At 70.3% G+C, this 16,185-nt stretch carries 11 protein-coding genes; 2 read left to right on the top strand and 9 right to left on the bottom strand.

Going from position 1 to position 16,185, the window contains the following annotated elements; all coding sequences use genetic code 11:
* Positions 1–184: 184 nt before the first annotated feature.
* Complete coding sequence (locus G369_RS0110520; RefSeq protein WP_020723027.1) at positions 185–1,366, top strand: esterase-like activity of phytase family protein; 1,182 nt, start codon at positions 185–187, stop codon at positions 1,364–1,366.
* On the top strand, positions 1,363–2,220 hold the full coding sequence (proC, locus tag G369_RS0110515) for a pyrroline-5-carboxylate reductase (RefSeq protein ID WP_019653965.1): 858 nt from the start codon (positions 1,363–1,365) through the stop codon (positions 2,218–2,220). Before G369_RS0110520 ends, proC begins: the two co-directional genes overlap by 4 nt.
* A gap of 16 nt (positions 2,221–2,236) precedes the next feature.
* Here proC and G369_RS0110510 read toward each other — a convergent pair whose 3' ends face one another.
* The 9 genes from G369_RS0110510 to G369_RS38530 all read right to left on the bottom strand — a co-directional run bounded on the left by G369_RS0110510 (position 2,237) and on the right by G369_RS38530 (position 16,164).
* Positions 2,237–2,722 carry a MaoC/PaaZ C-terminal domain-containing protein gene (locus tag G369_RS0110510; RefSeq protein ID WP_019653964.1) on the bottom strand — a complete coding sequence of 162 codons (486 nt, stop codon included), beginning with the start codon at positions 2,720–2,722 and terminating at the stop codon, positions 2,237–2,239.
* 7 nt (positions 2,723–2,729) lie between these two features.
* Complete coding sequence (ubiA, locus tag G369_RS0110505; protein ID WP_019653963.1) at positions 2,730–3,629, bottom strand: 4-hydroxybenzoate octaprenyltransferase; 900 nt, start codon at positions 3,627–3,629, stop codon at positions 2,730–2,732.
* On the bottom strand, positions 3,619–4,194 hold the full coding sequence (locus G369_RS0110500) for a Dps family protein (RefSeq protein ID WP_019653962.1): 576 nt from the start codon (positions 4,192–4,194) through the stop codon (positions 3,619–3,621). Before G369_RS0110500 ends, ubiA begins: the two co-directional genes overlap by 11 nt.
* 150 nt (positions 4,195–4,344) lie before the next feature.
* Entirely contained in the window at positions 4,345–5,310 is a 966-nt protein-coding gene (locus tag G369_RS0110495) for a LysR substrate-binding domain-containing protein (protein ID WP_019653961.1), read from the bottom strand.
* Positions 5,311–5,384: 74 nt separating this feature from the next.
* Entirely contained in the window at positions 5,385–6,638 is a 1,254-nt protein-coding gene (locus tag G369_RS0110490) for an acyltransferase family protein (RefSeq protein WP_019653960.1), read from the bottom strand.
* Positions 6,639–6,807: 169 nt separating this feature from the next.
* On the bottom strand, positions 6,808–7,029 hold the full coding sequence (locus G369_RS0110485) for an MbtH family protein (protein WP_019653959.1): 222 nt from the start codon (positions 7,027–7,029) through the stop codon (positions 6,808–6,810).
* Positions 7,030–7,058: 29 nt separating this feature from the next.
* On the bottom strand, positions 7,059–8,381 hold the full coding sequence (locus tag G369_RS0110480; RefSeq protein WP_019653958.1) for a glycosyltransferase: 1,323 nt from the start codon (positions 8,379–8,381) through the stop codon (positions 7,059–7,061).
* A 1-nt stretch (position 8,382) separates the two neighbouring features.
* Positions 8,383–15,906, bottom strand: a complete 7,524-nt coding sequence (locus G369_RS0110475; protein WP_038114390.1) for a non-ribosomal peptide synthetase — start codon at positions 15,904–15,906, stop codon at positions 8,383–8,385.
* A gap of 69 nt (positions 15,907–15,975) precedes the next feature.
* Entirely contained in the window at positions 15,976–16,164 is a 189-nt protein-coding gene (locus G369_RS38530; protein WP_157773677.1) for a hypothetical protein, read from the bottom strand.
* Positions 16,165–16,185 lie beyond the last annotated feature (21 nt).

Below are 16,185 nucleotides of genomic sequence, written 5' to 3'. Positions count from 1 at the left end.
GGAGGGAGGCAAATCAGTCAGTCTTGGGCCCGTCGTCCATACCCCGAACCACTCGGGGCACTTCCGCTTTGGGCTGAAAGCTCCGCCTTTTGAAAGCGGAGCCCGCGATTGTTGCACGCAAGAAGCCGGAAGTCAACAGGCCTGCATGCCCGCAAACGCAGCCACTAGACTGCGGGGCGTGCGCATGCCCGGAAAAACCACCCTTTCGACCTCATCGCTGCTGCGGCGGCGCCTGCTGCTGGCCGGCGGTGCCGGCCTGACGGGGCTCGGGGGGCTATTGGCACTCCCCGGCTGCAAGGGCGCAGCGACGCCGAAACCGGACGCAGGCCGGCTGCGCCTCCTCGCCGAGGCACGCTGGCCGCACCGCCTTCATATAGAGGGAACCACGGCCGGAGGCCTTTCGGGCATCGACTACGACCCGGTCCGAGGTGAGTACCTGCTCATCAGCGACGACCGGTCGGATCTCGCTCCCTTGCGCTACTACACCGCGCGCTGGCCCTCCCCGCAGGTCGCGCCGCCGGAGCCGGTCGGCGTGGTGCAGTTGCAACGCCCCGGCGGAGGCCCCTGGCCCAACCGCCGCAACGCGGTCGACGGCCTGCCGGTGCCCGACCCCGAGGCCCTGCGGCTGCGCCCCGCGACCAACACCCTGCTGTGGACCAGCGAGGGCGACGTCGCCCGCGGATTCGGCCCGGCGCTTTACGAATCGGCCCGCGACGGGCGCTTTCTGCGCGAATTCCGCATGCCGGCGATGTTCCAGCCCGACCCGGCCGGGCGCCGCGGCCCGCGCGACAACCTGACCTTCGAAGGCGTCAGCCTCACGCCCGACGGCCGCTTCGCCTGGCTGGGAATGGAAAACGCCCTGATCCAGGACGGCCCCGAACCCACCATCGGCGCCCCCGGCGGCCCCTGCCGCTTCACCCGGATCGATCTGGAGACCGGCCAGGCCGACCGCCAGATCGCCTACGTTCCCGACGCCATCCCGCTGCGCCCGCTGATCCCGGGCAGCTATGCCGACAACGGCGTGAGCGAGATCCTGATGCTCGACGCCGACCGCATGCTGGTGCTGGAGCGCGCCTACGCCACCGGCCGCGGCAACTCGCTGCGCCTGTATGAAATAGACACCCGCGCGGCCAGCGACGTGCTCGCCGTCGACGCGCTGGCGCCCGGCAACCACCGGCCGGCGGCCAAGACGCTGGTGGCCGACTTCGCCGCGCTTGGCCTGTCGAGGCTCGACAACACCGAAGGCATGTGCTGGGGCCCGCCGATGCCCGGCGGCGGGCGCATGCTGGTGGTCGTGAGCGACGACAATTTCAATCCGCTTCAAATCACCCAGTTCGCCGCCTTCGAATACGCCGACCGACCATGACCATCGCCGTGACCTTCCTGCCCCGCACCGGCCCTGCGCCGCTGCCTCCCGTCGCCTTCATCGGGGGCGGCAACATGGCCAGCGCCATCATCGGCGGCCTGATCCAGCAAGGCACCCCGGCGGATGCCTTCGAGGTCGTCGAGCCTTTCGATGAAGCCCGCGCGAAGCTGGCGCAGTCCTTCGGCATCGTCGCCAGGCCGGAGGCGAGCGAGGCGCTGTCGCGCTGCGGCGTGATGGTCTGGGCAGTCAAGCCGCAGACCTTCGCCGATGCCGCGAAGGCGGTGCGTCCCTTCGGCGCCCAGGCCCTGCATCTGAGCGTGGCCGCCGGCATTCCCTCCGGCAGCATCGCGCGCTGGCTCGGCACCGAGCGCGTGGTTCGCGCCATGCCCAACACCCCCGCACTGGTCGGCAAGGGCATGACCGGCCTGTTCGCGCGGCCTGGCGTCGAGAGCGCCGACCGCTCGACGGTCGGCCAGCTGCTGGCGCCCACCGGCGAGCTGCTCTGGGTCGACACCGAACCGGCGCTCGACGCCGTCACCGCCATGTCGGGCTCCGGCCCGGCCTACGTGTTCTATTTCATCGAGGCGATGACCGAGGCCGGCGTCGAGATGGGCCTCACGCCCGAACAGGCCCAGCGGCTGGCCATCGGCACCTTCGTGGGCGCCTCGTCGCTGGCGCACAGCGCGACCGAGCCGCCATCGGTGCTGCGCGAGCGCGTGACCTCCAAGGGCGGCACGACCTACGCGGCCATCACCTCGATGCAGTCGGCGGACGTGAAGTCGCAGTTCAAGACCGCGATCCGCGCGGCACAGAAGCGTGCCGCGGAACTGGGCGAGGAATTCGGCCGCGGCTGACGAGGCGAGGCAGGGCTCAGTCCAAGGCCAGCGCGCGCGGGCCGAGCACAAACAGCCATTCGGCGGCCAGCGTGACGGTGCCGTCTTCGAGTTCCAGCCAGACCTCTTCCTTCAGCAGGAAGCTGTCGCCAGCCTTCGGCGTCACGTCGGCGATGCGCACCCGCGCCCGGAAGCTCGCGCCCACCGGCATCGGCCGCACGAAGCGCAGGCGGTCGAAGCCGTAGTTGAGGGCGTGGTTGGAGTCGAAGGGCAGCAGCGTGCGCATGGCCTCGCCGGTCAGCCGGATCAGGTGCGACACCTGGAAGAAGCCCTGCACGATGGTGCCGCCGTAGCCGGCCTCGCGCGCGGCGCGCTCGGGGTCGAGATGGATCCACTCGCCTTCGCCGTCGCCCGAGAGCTCCGAATAGCGGTCGACCATCTCCTGCGTGATGCGATGCCAGCCGGAGTGGCCCTCCTGGCCGATCTTGAGCTTCAGCCTCTGCAGCAGCGCGTCGGACGTCATGTTCAGTTCAACGCAGCGCGTAGCCGGCCACGACGCCGGCGAACACGGTGAAGCCCAGCCAGTGGTTCAGGCGGAAGGCCTTGAAGCAGCCTTCTCGCGTGCGGTCGTGGATCAGGCGCCAGTGCCACAGCGCCTGCGCCACGGCCGCCGCGATGCCGGCGTAGAAGAGCACGCCCAGCGAACGGCTCGCCCCGGCCCAGGTCCAGACGGCGAGGAAGATCGCGTAGCTCGTCATCACCGCCGCCACGTCGAGACGGCCGAAGGTGATGGCCGAGGTCTTCATGCCGATCTTGAGGTCGTCGTCGCGGTCGACCATCGCGTACTCGGTGTCGTAGGCCAGCACCCAGAACAGGTTGCCCGCGAGCAGCACCGCGGCGAAGAGCGGCACGCTCGACTGCACGGCCGCGAACGCCATCGGAATGCCGAAGCTGAAGGCAATGCCCAGCACCGCCTGCGGCACCGAGACGAAGCGCTTGGCGAAGGGATACACCAGCGTGATGGCCAGCGCCGCGAACGACCACAGCACCGTCGTGCGGTTGGTCGTGAGCACCAGCCCGAAGGACACCAGCGCCAGCACCACGCCCAGCCCCAGCGCTTCCTTGACCGACAGCTCGCCGCTGGTCACGGGCCGCTGCGCGGTGCGCTTCACATGGCGGTCGAAGTCGCGGTCGGCCACGTCGTTCACGCAGCAGCCGGCGCTGCGCATGAGGAAGGTGCCGAGCGTGAACACGACGAGCAGGTGCCAGCCCGGCCAGCCGCCGGCCGCGAACCACAGCGCGCCCAGGGTGGGCCACAGCAGCAGCAGCCAGCCCGCCGGGCGGTTCCAGCGGATCAGGTCGAGATACAACGCAAAACGCCCGCGGCGAGCCGCGGGCGCGATGACGGGGGGAGCGGAATCAGTCTTCAAGGAGGGAACGCAGCATCCAGGCCGTCTGGTCGTGCACCGTGCAGCGCGCGGTCAGCATGTCGGCCGTCGGGTCGTCGCCGGCTTCCTCGGCGACAGGAATGAATTCGCGCGCGATGCGCGACACGGTCTCGTGGCCCTTCACCAGGATGCGCACCATCTCCATCGCCTTGGGCGGGTTCTGCGGCACGTCGGGCACGGTGGCGATCTTGCTGAACTCGGCGTACGAGCCCGGCGCGTAGTGGCCCAGCGCGCGGATGCGCTCGGCGATCACGTCGGTCGCGCCCCACAGCTCGGTGTACTGCTGCATGAACATGGCGTGCAGCGAGTTGAAGTGCGGGCCCGTCACGTTCCAGTGGAAGTTGTGCGTGGTGAGGTAGAGCGTGTAGGTGTCGGCCAGCACGCGGCTCAGGCCTTCGGCGATGGCGGCGCGGTCCTGACGCTCGATGCCGATGTTGATGATGGGCGCATTGCGGCTGCCCGACTCCTGCGCGACCTGCTTGCCGCCCTTCTTGGGCACCTTGCCGGCAGAAGAGGCGGGCGACGGTTTCTTAGAGTCCTTGGCCATGGCGGGAGATCCTTTTCTTCAGTCGAGTTCTTGGAGGGAGGTTGGCTTCGATTCTCGAAGCCGACGTGCGGCTTCGCAACAGCGCCACTCTATCTCAGCGATCAACGATTCAAAACAGCCGCGGCGTAGGCCGAATTCTCGAAAGCCGGTCTACGAAAGGCGTTTCACTCCCGGCAGCTCGCACGCGTAGATCGCGTTGCGCAGCGCGGCGATGGCCTCGTAGCGCGTGAAGGTGCGCCGCCATGCGAGCACCACGCGGCGCGTGGGCGGGTCGCGGTCCTGCGCGTCGCGCACCGGCAGGTAGCGCACCATCTGCTCGGGCTCCTTGCGGCCCTTGACCCTGGGCTTGATCGCATCGGCCGGCACCGACAGGCGCGGCACCAGCGTCACGCCCATGCCCGAGGCGACCATGTGCTTGATGGTCTCCAGCGACGAGCCCTCGAAGCTCTTGCGGATGCCCTCGGCGTTGCTCGAGAAGCGCGCGAACTCCGGGCACACCTCCAGCACGTGGTCGCGGAAGCAGTGGCCGGTGCCCAGCAGCAGCATGGTCTCGCTCTGCAGTTCTTCCGACGTGATGGACTCGCGGTCGGCGAACTTGTGCTTGCTCGGCAGCGCCGCCATGAAGGGCTCGTCGTACAGCGGCGCCATCGCGAGGCCGGTGTCGGGAAAGGGCTCGGCCATGATGGCGCAGTCGATCTCCCCCGCGCGCAGCATCTCCAGCAGCTTGGCGGTGAAGTTCTCCTGCAGCACCAGCGGCATCTGCGGCGTGCGCTGGATCACCTGGCGCACGAGGTCGGGCAGCAGGTACGGGCCGATGGTGTAGATCACGCCCAGGTTCAGCGGGCCGGCCAGTGGGTCCTTGCCGCGCTTGGCGATCTCCTTGATGCTGGCGGCCTGGTCGAGCACGCTCTGGGCCTGCTGGACGATCTGCTCGCCCAGCGGCGTCACGGTCACTTCGCCGGCGCTGCGCTCGAAGAGCTTGACCTCGAGCTCGTCCTCGAGCTTCTTGATGGCGACCGAAAGTGTCGGCTGCGAAACGTAGCAGGCCTCGGCCGCCTTGCCGAAGTGCCTTTCGCGGGCCACTGCGACGATGTATTTGAGTTCGGTGAGAGTCATAGCTTGCGTCAATTATGCGCAAGGGTGTGTCATGAGGATGGCCTGGGGTCTTCACTGCTGGCGCCGCGCCCGATTCAGGGCCCCGCGGCCTGCGCCGCGAGCGCAGCGCGCGGCCCCGATCGCAGGCGCCGGCCGCGCGCGATCCCCGGCTGCTCGACCAGCCGGTAGCTGGCCACCGAGGCCGCCACCAGCAGCAGCGCGCAGGCGGTGCCCGTCAGCCAGTACTGCATCGCCCCGGCCATCGCGAACTCCCGCACCGGCCCGGGCCCGAACACCAGGGTCAGCACCAGCCCCTGCAGCAGGTAGATGCTGTAGCTCACCGTGCTCAGGCGCCGGGCCGCGCGCGTGGCCAGCAGGCCGAAGAGCGTGCTGCCGGTGCACACCAGGTGGAAGAACGCCCACAGCAGCAGTACCTGCACTGGCCCGACCATGTGGCCGAAACCGGCGAACACGCCACCGAGGCAGGCCAGGGCAAGCAGCGAAGCCGTCCGCTGCGGCAGCTGCAGCCTGGGCCCGCGCCGCACCAGCCATGCCGACAGCATGCCCAGGAGGAACGAAGCCAGCACCCAGGCCAGCGCACCGATCACCAGCGCGAGCGTCGGCCGCGAGGGCGTGGCACCCGGCGACAGCGCCGCGAAGACCAGCAGCGGCAGGCACAGCAGCAGCATGAGGCCGAGCACGAAGCGCGGCGTGCGGTCGCCGCGAGCGAGCGGCGCCATCGGCCGCAGCGCGCCGTAGAACAGCCACTCGACGAAGACCGTCCACGTGACGCCAGCGAGGATCAGCGTGGTGCCGACGTAGCCGTTGATGTCCGGCTGCAGCGGCCAGATGCCGAGGGCCAGCCACTGCAGCATCGCGCCGAGCAAGGACCACGCCGGCTCCCTTGGCTCGAAGCCGGTGCGCCATGCGACGACGAGGAACATCAGCCCCACCGCCAGCAGGTAGGTCGGCCCGATGCGCCAGAGCCGGCCGACGTACAGGCTCCTCCAGTCGGGCAGCCCCTTCGCGTCGAGCAGCTTTCCCCAGAACAGGAAGCCGGTGATCATGAAGAAGACGCCCACGCCCGCCTGTCCCAGCAGCGTGTGGAAGCCCGAGGGCGGAAAGGTCCACTCGCCGCGCTCGATGTAGCCGTGGGTCACCATCAGGTGGTGCACGAAGACGCTCAGCGCGAGAAAGCCGCGCAACCCGTCGAGCGCGACGGTGCGATGGTCGCGGGGGCCGTGCTGCGGCGGCTGCTGCTCGTCGGCCGCGCGGAACACCGGCAGCGCGATCGCGCCGAGCACCACCAGCACGAGCGCGAAGTACGGCCAGGGCGAGAAGACGCTCATCCCCGGCGCGGCCTGATCCGCTGCGGCGGCTTTTCCTGCGGTCCCTCGCCCGATCCGGCGCGCGCCTTGCGCCCGCCGGGCGCGACGCCGCTCACCTCACCCGCGGCGGACGAGCGCATGCGCGACGCATGCGCCCAGGCTGCGCCGCGCCGATGCAGGGCGAACACCCTCATGCGCCGGCGGCGTCGAGATCCCTGGCCGCGAGCGAGCGCGGGCGCATGTCCGTCCAGTTCGCCTCGATGTAGGCGCCGCACGTGGCGCGGTCGGTGGCGGGCAGCGCCACCTTCCAGCCGGCGGGCACGTCGATGAAGGCGGGCCACAGCGAGTGCTGGCCTTCGTCGTTCACCAGCACCTGGAAGGTGCCGTTCCTGTCGTCAAACGGGTTGCTCATCTTCTCTGCTTCCTTTGGGGGGTCTTCGATCAGGCGATGGCCAGGCAGCCGGGCGCAGCGGTCTCGCGCAGCGCCTCGAGTGCGGCCGATATCTCGGTGAGCGCGTGGTGGCGCGCGAAGTCGTCGCGCAGCGCGCCCGCACGCTGGCGATAGGCGGGCTCCTTCAGCAGCCTGCGCACCGCGTCGCCGATCTGGCGCGCGGTGGGCTGCCCGCTGCTTAGGTTGATGCCGGCGCCCGACCAGGCCACGCGTGCGGCGATCTCCGGCTTCTCCTCGGTAGCGCCCGCCACCACCAGCGGCACGCCGAGGCTCAGCGCATGGTTGACGGAGCCGTAGCCGCCATTGGTGACCATCGCGTGCACCTTGGGCAGCAGGCGGTCGTAGGGCAGGAAGGGCAGCACGCGCGCATTCGCGGGCAGCGCCATGTTCAGCGCCTCGGGCTGCGGGCCGCCCGTGGTCGCGATGACCTGGATGTCGCCCGCACCGGCCAGCGCCTGCAGCGTCGGGCCGATCAGCTGCGCCGGGTTCTGGTTGGCCAGCGTGCCCTGCGTCACCAGCACCACGGCGCGGCCGTCGTCCAGCTCGTGCCACCAGTCGGGCTCCACGAAGTCGCGGCTGGCCGGTGCGAGCAGCGGGCCGACGAAGCGCACCGAGGCAGGCAGGTCGCTGCGCGGGTACTCGAAGGATTCGGAGGTGAGCTGCAGGTAGACGTCCGGCAGCTTGACCATCGCGTCGATGAAGAACTCGGGCAGCGCCGGCAGGCCCGCGCAGGTCAGCAGCGCGTCGAAGTAGCGCTGCACCTCGCCGAACATCGCCTGCCTGAGGTTGGCGTTCATCGCCCGGTTGCGAACCCGCCCTTCCGGCGTGGACGACGGCGGCAGCGCGGTGCCGAAGAAGGCGGTGTCGCAGCTCGACAGCGGCAGCGCCGAGATGCCGATGGCCGCCACCGCGGGCCGCTGCTCGCGCGGCCCCAGTAGCAGCGGGAAGGTGCCACAGAACATGGTGTCGACCACGATCGCGTCGGCCGCGAAGTCGCGCAGGATCGCCTCCAGGCCGGCCCGCTGCGCAGCCATGGCGTCGGCGAAGAAATGCTTCAGCCCGAAGCACATCTGCGCATGCGCCGAAGGCAGCCGCTGGCGCTGCGGAAAGCGCCGGTCGAGTTCGTGGTGGTCGAAGTCGATGGAGGCGTCGAAGGGCGTGAAGCCCGCGCCGGTGGCCTCGGCCTGCGCGCGGAAGCGGCTGGCCGTGTGCACGCGCACCTCGTGCCCCAGACCCACCAGGTGCTGCGCGATGGCCAGCATCGGCAGCACGTGCCCGGGCAGCGCGGTCGCGGCGATGAGGTAGCGCGCCATCTCAGGCCACCTGCGATGCGCGGGTCTCGACGGCCGCGCTGCGCGCCTTGGTGTCGATGCCCAGGTCGACGAAGTAGCGCTGCAGCAGGTCGCGGTCCACCGGGCGGATCGCGGCGCCGATGGCCTGCAGCTGCGCATGCGTGGCCTCCCCGCTCACCTTCGGCGGTGTGGCCGAGGTGTCGTAGCGGTCGAGGATCGCCAGCACGGCCGCGAGGTCGCGGTCCTGCCCCACCGCGAGCCTCGCGTGGGCACGCTGCAGCCACGGTTCGAGCCCGACGGGTTCGAGCCGCATGCCGAGCCGCTCGAACACGGCCGGAATGTCGCGCACCCGCAGCGCCTCCTGGCTCGTCAGGTGGAACACCTGGCCCCACGACGACTGCAGCGCCGCAAGGCCGAGGATGGCGCGCGCCACGTCGTCCACCGGCGTGAGGTTCAGCGGCAGGTCCATGTCGGGAATGGCTTCGAGGTCGGCATAGAGATGCGCCACGCGCCAGATCAGGTCGTCGGCGTTGCAGATCGCGTGCGTGTGGTCGCCGGTGACCGCGCCCAGGCGGTAGATCGCCACCGGCATGCCGCGCGACTGCGCCTCGCGCGCCAGCGCGTCGCCCACCCACTTGCTCTGGCTGTAGCCGTCGACCAGCCCGCGCCAAGATGCCAGCGCCGACTGCTCGGTGACGGTGGCGCCTTCCCTGCCGTTGTTCTGGTCGATCACCGCCAGCGTGGAGACGTAATGCATGCTCTTCGGTCGGCCCTGCGCGGTCCACTCGAGCAGCGTGACCACGCTGTCGACGTTGGCCGGCTTCAGGCTCGCGTAGGGATGCAGGAAGTCCACCTGCGCCGCGCAGTGGTAGATGGCGTCGCAGTCCTCGCGCACCAGCCGCACCGCGCGGTCGTCCAGGCCCAGGTTCGGCTTGCCGAGGTCGCCGGTCACCACTTCGATGCGCGCGTCGTCCCAGATCGCGCCCAGCTGCCGCTGCGCCAGCGTGAGCTGCAGGCGGCGCCTGCCGGCTTCCTCGTCGGCGGCACGCACGTGGCAGACCACGCGAGCGGTGGTGTCGCGCAGCAGCGCTGCCAGCAGGTGGCTGCCGACGAAGCCGCTGGCGCCGGTGAGGAACACGCGCCTGGCGGCCAGTGGCGGCGCGGTGTCCTGCCTGCGGATGTGCGCGGGCAGGTCGAGTTCGCGGGACAGGTCCAGGGCCTCGGCGCCGGCCGTGTTGTCGTCCAGCCATGCGGCCAGCGCCGCGACGGTCGGGCGGTTGTAGACCTCGGCATGCGGGAAGTCCGCGCGCACCTGCTGGCGGATGCGCATGCCGAGCTGGATGGCCATCAGCGAATGGCCGCCGAGCTCGAAGAAGTTGTCGTGAATGCCCGCGCGCTCCAGGTGCAGCGTCTCGGCCCACAGCGCGGCGAGCTGCCTTTCGGTGGCGGTGCGCGGCTCGGCGTACGCCGATGCGGCCTGCTGTCCCGGCAGGGGCAGCGCCCTGCGGTCGAGCTTGCCGCTTTGCGTCAACGGCAGGAAAGGCAGGTGCACGAAGGCCGAGGGCACCATGTAGTCGGGCAGCGACTGCGCCATGTGGGCACGCAGTTCCGCCGGCTGCGGATCGGACGACGCCACCACGTAGGCCACCAGGCGCTTCTCGCCCGGCACGTCCTCGCGCGCGATGACGGCCGCCTGCGTCACCTGCGGATGGCGCAGCAGCACCGATTCGATCTCGCCGGGCTCGATGCGGTAGCCGCGGATCTTCACCTGCTGGTCGGCGCGCCCCATGAAGTCGAGGCTGCCGTCGTTGCGCCAGCGCACGAGATCGCCGCTGCGGTACATGCGGCTGCCGGGCTCGCCGAAGGGATCTGCGACGAAGCGCTCGGCGCTCGGCAGCGCGCGGTTCAGGTAGCCGCGCGCGACGCCGCTGCCCGCGATGTAGAGCTCGCCCGCCACGCCGGGCGGCACCGGCTGCAGCGCGTCGTCGAGCACGTACACGCGCGTGTTCCACACCGGCGTGCCGATGCTGGGCGGCTCGTGGCCGTTCATCGGCGCGCTGGTGCTCGCGCAGATGGTGATCTCGGTCGGGCCGTAGGCATTGATCATGCGGCGGCCCCTGGACCAGCGCGCGGCCAGCTCGGCGGAGCAGGCATCGCCGCCGACCACCACCGTCTGCAGGCATGGGTACGCGCCCTCGGGCAGCGTCGCGAGCGCGGCCGGAGGAATCAGCGCGTGGCTCACGGCCAGCCTCTCGATCAGCGCGCCCAGCTCGGCGCCCAGCACCTGCTGAGCCGAAGGCACCACCAGCGCGGCGCCGGCATGGAAGGCCATCAGCATGTCCATCACCGAGGCGTCGAAGCCGCTGGAGGAGAACTGCAGCACGCGCGAGCCGTGGTCGATGGCGAAGCGCTGCGCCATCGAGGCGCCCAGGCTTGCGAGGCCCTGGTGCGGCACCACCACGCCCTTGGGCTTGCCGGTGGAGCCCGAGGTGTAGATCACGTAGGCAGCGTCGCGCGGATCGGCCGCGCGCGGCTGCGCCACGGGCCCGTCCTGCTGGATCGCCAGCGCGGCGACGGTCTCGTCGCCGTCGAGCGCGAGACAGTGCGGAATGCCGAACAGCTCCGGCAGCAGCGACGCGTGCGTCAGCACCGCGGTGGGCGCGGCCTCCTCGAACACGAAGGCGCTTCGGCCGGCCATGTGGTTCGGATCGATGGGCAGGTAGGCGGCACCGGCCTTCACGATCGCCAGGTGCGCCACCACGAGGTCGAGCGAACGCGGCAGCACCGTGGCGACGATGTCGCCTGTGCCGACGCCCCGCCCGCGCAGCAGATGAGCGAGCCTGTTGGCGCGCAGGTCGAGCGATGCATAGCTCACGACGCAAGCGTCGTCGAGCACCACGGCCGCCGCATGCGGGCGCGCGGCGGCATGCGCCTCGACCATGGCTGCGAGCGTGAGCGGCGCGATGTCGTCGCGCGCGCCGGTGCTCCTGCCGCTCCAGTCGGCCAGCAGCCGATGGCGCTCTTCCTCGCCGAGGATGTCCAGGCCGTTCAGCGCTGCATCGGGCGCGTCGCAGGCCTGCTCCAGCAGGCGCACCAGCCGCTCGCCGATGGCCTCGACGGTCGCGCGGTCGAAGATGTCAGTGCTGTACTGGATGCCGCCCGCGATGCCGCCGGGCAGCCCGTCGGCGCCGCGCTGCTCGTCGAGGATGAAGGACAGGTCGAACTTGGCCGTGTCCACCTCCACCGGCTGCGGCGTGATCGACAGGCCCGGCAGCCCGAATGAAAGCCGGTTGCTGCCGCTCTGGAAGCCCAGCATCACCTGGAACAGCGGCAGGTTCGCCCCGCCGCGCTGTGGACGCAGCAGCTCCACGATGCGGTCGTACGGGAACTCCTGGTTCGCATAGGCCGCGAGGTTGGTGGCGCGCACCCGCGCGACCAGCTCGCGCAGGCTCGGCTGGCCCGCGAGGTCGGTGCGCAGCACCAGCGCGTTGACGAAGCAGCCGATGAGCTCGTCCAGCGCGTGGTCGCTGCGGCCTGCCACCGGCGTTCCGATGACGATGTCGTCTCCTGCACCCAGCCGGTTGAGCAGTCCCGCGAGCGCGGCCTGCAGCACCATGAAGACGCTGGCTTGCCCATCGCGCGCGAGCTGCAGCATGCGCTCGTGCACCTGCGGCGGAATCAGCAGCGGCACCACGTCGCCGCGGTAGCTCGGCACGGCCGGATGCGGGCGGTCGACCGGCAGGCTCAGCCGCTCGGGCAGGTCGCGCAGGGTCTCGCGCCAGAACTCGCGCTGGCGGCCGGCCATGCTCTCGGGGTCGTCCTCGCTGCCCAGCAGCTCCTGCTGCCACAGCGCGTAGTCGGCGTACTGCAGCGGCAAAGGCGCCCAGCCAGGCGCATTGCCTTCGCTGCGCGCGGCGTAGGCCACGCTGAGGTCGCGCGCCAGCGGCAGCAGCGAGGCGCCGTCGCCCACGATATGGTGGGTGAGCAGCAGCAGCACGTGCTCGTCGTCGGCCAGCCTGAAGAGCTGCGGGCGCAGCGGCGCGGTGGTGCCGAGGTCGAAGCCGACGCGGGCGGCGGCATGCAGCTGCGCGGCGATCTCGTCTTCGCTGCTGTCGGCCTCGACCAGCAGCGCGCGGGCCAGCTCGCCCTCGAGGATGTGCTGGTGGGGCAGCCCGTCCTCGCTCGGGTAGATGGTGCGCAGGCTCTCGTGGCGCTGCACCAGGTCGTCGAGCGCCGACTGCAGCGCGGCGCGGTCGAGCGTGCCCGACAGGCGCAGCGCCAGCGGCATGTTGTAGGCGGGGTTGGCGTTCTCCAGCTGGTTCATCAGCCACAGGCGGCGCTGCGCGAACGACAGCGGGATGCGCGCCGGCCGCGGCATCGGCACGAGGCTCGGGCGCGCCTGCGATGCCTGGTCGAGCAGCTCGGCGAGGCCGGCGATGGTGGAGACCTGGAACAGCGTGTCCAGCGGCAGGTCGATCATGAACTGCTGCCGGATCATCGAGATCAGCTGCACGATCATCAGCGAGTGCCCGCCGAGCTCGAAGAAGTTGTCCTCGATGCCCACGCGCGGCAGGTGCAGCGTCTCGGCCCAGAGGCGCGCGAGGATCTTCTCGGTGTGCGTGCGCGGCGCCACGTAGGGCGTGGCCGCCTGCAGCTCGGGCGCGGGCAGCGCGCGGCGGTCGAGCTTGCCGCTGGGGCCCAGCGGAAGCGCCGGCACGTTGACGAAGGCCGAAGGCACCATGTACTCGGGCAGCGACTGCGCAAGGTGGGTGCGCAGATCGGCCGCCTGCGGATCGGCTCCCTCGGCGGCAACCACGTAGGCCACGAGGCGCTTCTCGCCCGGCACGTCCTCGCGTGCGACCACCGCCGACTGTGCGACCTGCGGATGCCGCAGCAGCGCCGATTCGATCTCGCCGGGCTCGATGCGCAGGCCGCGGATCTTCACCTGCTGGTCCGCGCGGCCCAGAAAGTCGAGGCTGCCGTCCTCGCGCCAGCGCGCGAGGTCGCCGGTGCGGTACATGCGGCTGCCGGGCTCGCCGTAGGGGTTGGCCACGAAGCGCTCGGCGCTCAGCAGCGGGCGCTCGAGATAGCCGCGCGCCAGGCCGACACCCGCGATGTAGAGCTCGCCGGCGGCACCGGGCGGCACGGGCTGCAGGCCGCTGTCGAGCACGTGCATCTGCGTGTTCCAGATCGGCCGGCCGATGGGCACGCTGCCCTTCGGAGACTTCGCCTCGCCGGCATCGCGCGGGCATTCCCACGAGGTGACGTCGACCGCGGCCTCGGTCGGCCCGTAGAGGTTGTGCAGCTCGCAAGGAAGCTGCTGCTGGAACTGCGCCACCAGCGCGGGCGACAGCGCCTCGCCGCTGCAGATCACGCGCCGCAGTGAGGCGCACTCGCGCGCCTTCGGCTCGAGCAGGAACACTTCCAGCATCGACGGAACGAAGTGCGCGGTGGTGATGCCCTCGGCGGCGATCAGGCCCGCGAGGTAGGCCGCGTCCTTGTGGCCGCCGGGCTTCGCGAGCACCAGCGTGGCGCCGTCGATCAGCGGCCAGAAGAATTCCCACACCGACACGTCGAAGCTCGACGGCGTCTTCTGCAGCACGCGGTCGTCGGCCTTCAGGCGGTAGCGGTCCTGCATCCACTGCAGGCGATTGACGATGGCGCGGTGCGACACCACCGCGCCCTTGGGCTTGCCGGTGGAGCCCGAGGTGTAGATCACGTAGGCCGGATGCGCGGGGTCGATGGCCACGGCGGGCGTTGCATCGTCGCTATTCGCCAGTGCAGCAAACGTTTGCGCTACATCGAGCAGAAGCTTCGGCACATCTGCCGGCAGCGACTCCGCGAGCGCGGCGGTGGTGACGAGGCAGGCGGGCCGCGCGTCGCCGAGCATGAAGGCGATGCGGTCCTGCGGAAAGTCGGGGTCCACCGGCAGGTAGGCGGCGCCGGTCTTCAGCGTGGCGAGCAGCGCCACCATCAGCTCGAAGGAGCGCGGAATGGCCAGCGCCACGGTGCGCTCCGGGCCCGCGCCATGCGCGCGCAGCAGCTGTGCAAGGCGATTGGCGCGGCGGTCGAGCTCCCGGTTGCTCATCGCCTCGCCCTCGAAGCGCAGCGCAACGCCGTCCGGATTGGCGGCAAGCCGTGCCTCGATGAGCGCGACGAGGTTCGTATCGGGAACCGCTTGCGCCGTGTCGTTCCAGCTCATCAGCAGCCGCTCGCGCTCGGCGGCATCGAGCAGGTCGACCTGGCCGACGGCCTGCGCGGGCTGGCGGATCACCGCGGTCATGAAGGCCAGCAGCCGGCGCTGGTGGTCGGCCAGCGACTGCGCGGTGTGGATCGCGGGGTTGGCGTCGAAGTCGATCTGCAGGTCCTGCCCGTTGCCGCGTTCGTACAGGAAGATGCCCAGGTCCTCGGCCGTGCCGTTGGACAGGTTGCGCGGCCATGCGGCGTGGCCGGCGAAGCGGAAGTCGTAGTCGAAGGGCTCGACGTTGACCACGGTGGTGAAGAGCTGCCGGTTGTTCACCAGCATGTTGAGGTCGCTGCGCAGGTGCTCGTAGCGGTACGACTGGTGCCGCAGCACCTGCCGCATCTGCCGCCCCACCTCCGCGATCAGCTCGCTCACCGGCAGGTCGGGGCGCATCGCGAGGCGCAGCGGCAGCGCGTTGGCCACCATCGCGGGCACGCGGCGCATGCGGTCGTTGTGGCGCGCGGTGACGGGGATGCCGATCACCATGTCCTCGACGCCGGTGGCGCGGTAGAGGTAGGCGGCGGTGGTGGCGATGAGGATCTGCGGCAGCGTGGCGCCCAGCTGCTGCGCGATGCCGGCCAGCGCCCGCACGCTTTCGGCCGGCAGGTACGCGGTCTGGCGCAGCAGGCCGCCCACGTTCACCGAGCGCTGCGAGGCCAGGCTCAGCGGATCGGGTGCATCGGCGAAACGCTCGGTCCAGTACTGCCGGTCGCGCGGGAAGCGCCCCGATTCGCGATAGGCCCTGTCTTCCTCCATCAATTGCGAAATGGACGCGAGGCGCGATGCCTCGGGCGCTTCCGTGCCGGCGATGCGGGCGCTGTAGACGTCGGCGAAGCGTCGCGCGATGAGCCCGCCGCCGAAGCCGTCGAGCACGATGTGATGGCTGCGGTGGTACCAGACGTGGCGGTCGTCCGCGAGGCGGATCAGCGCCGATATCCAGAGCTGGTCGCGCGCGAGGTCGTCCTTGCGCGTGAAGTCGGCCTGCATCCAGGCGCGGGCGGCAGCGGAAGGATCGGGCTCGCCGCTGAAGTCCAGGAAGGGCATCTCGCCCGTGAAGGCGGGCGCCACCACCTGCCGCGGGCCCTGGGCCGTGTCGACGAAGCTCAGGCGCGTGGCCTCGGCTTCCTCGGTGACCTGCCGCATCGCGGCCATGAAGACGTCGGGATCGATCCAGCCCTCGATCTCGATGGCTTCGGCGAGGTTGAAGTTGGTGTCGGGCGAGGCGAACTTCGCGCCGAGCCACATCGCCATCTGGCCCGTTGTGAGGACCGGTGCGGCACCCAGGGGATCGACCGTGCTCATGAACTTCTCCACGTCTTGAATTGAATCGACATCGAGTGTTTCCCTCGGGAAACACTCGCAAACTCCGAATCAATGTACAAGCTGTTTCAACAATTTCAGCGACAGCCTGACCGCTGAAAATATTTCACGTGGGTGAGTGAGAGAGAAAGATTTCATCGGGAAGTGGTCACCCGATTCGCGGCCGAAAAATCCGATGGCTTTCGTCGTAACCGCAAGCGCAAGCGCGGGAAATGGAATGTTGCAACGCAGCAACTTCATCTCCTGGGCGTAGGGTTTTCC

Origin of the sequence: Variovorax atrisoli 110B (assembly GCF_000382045.1) — a bacterium.
GTDB lineage: Bacteria > Pseudomonadota > Gammaproteobacteria > Burkholderiales > Burkholderiaceae_C > Variovorax > Variovorax atrisoli.
The sequence above is the reverse complement of the archived record's forward strand: the minus strand, read 5'-3'. Positions and strand labels throughout refer to the sequence as shown.

Excerpts from the sequence above, each read along its gene's own strand:
- G369_RS0110510 (WP_019653964.1), bottom strand. The coding sequence starts at position 2,722 with ATGACGTCCGACGCGCTGCTGCAGAGGCTGAAGCTCAAGATCGGCCAG.
- proC (WP_019653965.1), top strand. The coding sequence starts at position 1,363 with ATGACCATCGCCGTGACCTTCCTGCCCCGCACCGGCCCTGCGCCGCTG.
- G369_RS0110520 (WP_020723027.1), top strand. The coding sequence starts at position 185 with ATGCCCGGAAAAACCACCCTTTCGACCTCATCGCTGCTGCGGCGGCGC.
- G369_RS0110500 (WP_019653962.1), bottom strand. The coding sequence starts at position 4,194 with ATGGCCAAGGACTCTAAGAAACCGTCGCCCGCCTCTTCTGCCGGCAAG.
- G369_RS0110475 (WP_038114390.1), bottom strand. The coding sequence starts at position 15,906 with ATGAGCACGGTCGATCCCCTGGGTGCCGCACCGGTCCTCACAACGGGC.
- G369_RS0110485 (WP_019653959.1), bottom strand. The coding sequence starts at position 7,029 with ATGAGCAACCCGTTTGACGACAGGAACGGCACCTTCCAGGTGCTGGTG.
- G369_RS0110480 (WP_019653958.1), bottom strand. The coding sequence starts at position 8,381 with ATGGCGCGCTACCTCATCGCCGCGACCGCGCTGCCCGGGCACGTGCTG.
- G369_RS0110490 (WP_019653960.1), bottom strand. The coding sequence starts at position 6,638 with ATGAGCGTCTTCTCGCCCTGGCCGTACTTCGCGCTCGTGCTGGTGGTG.
- G369_RS0110495 (WP_019653961.1), bottom strand. The coding sequence starts at position 5,310 with ATGACTCTCACCGAACTCAAATACATCGTCGCAGTGGCCCGCGAAAGG.
- G369_RS38530 (WP_157773677.1), bottom strand. The coding sequence starts at position 16,164 with ATGAAGTTGCTGCGTTGCAACATTCCATTTCCCGCGCTTGCGCTTGCG.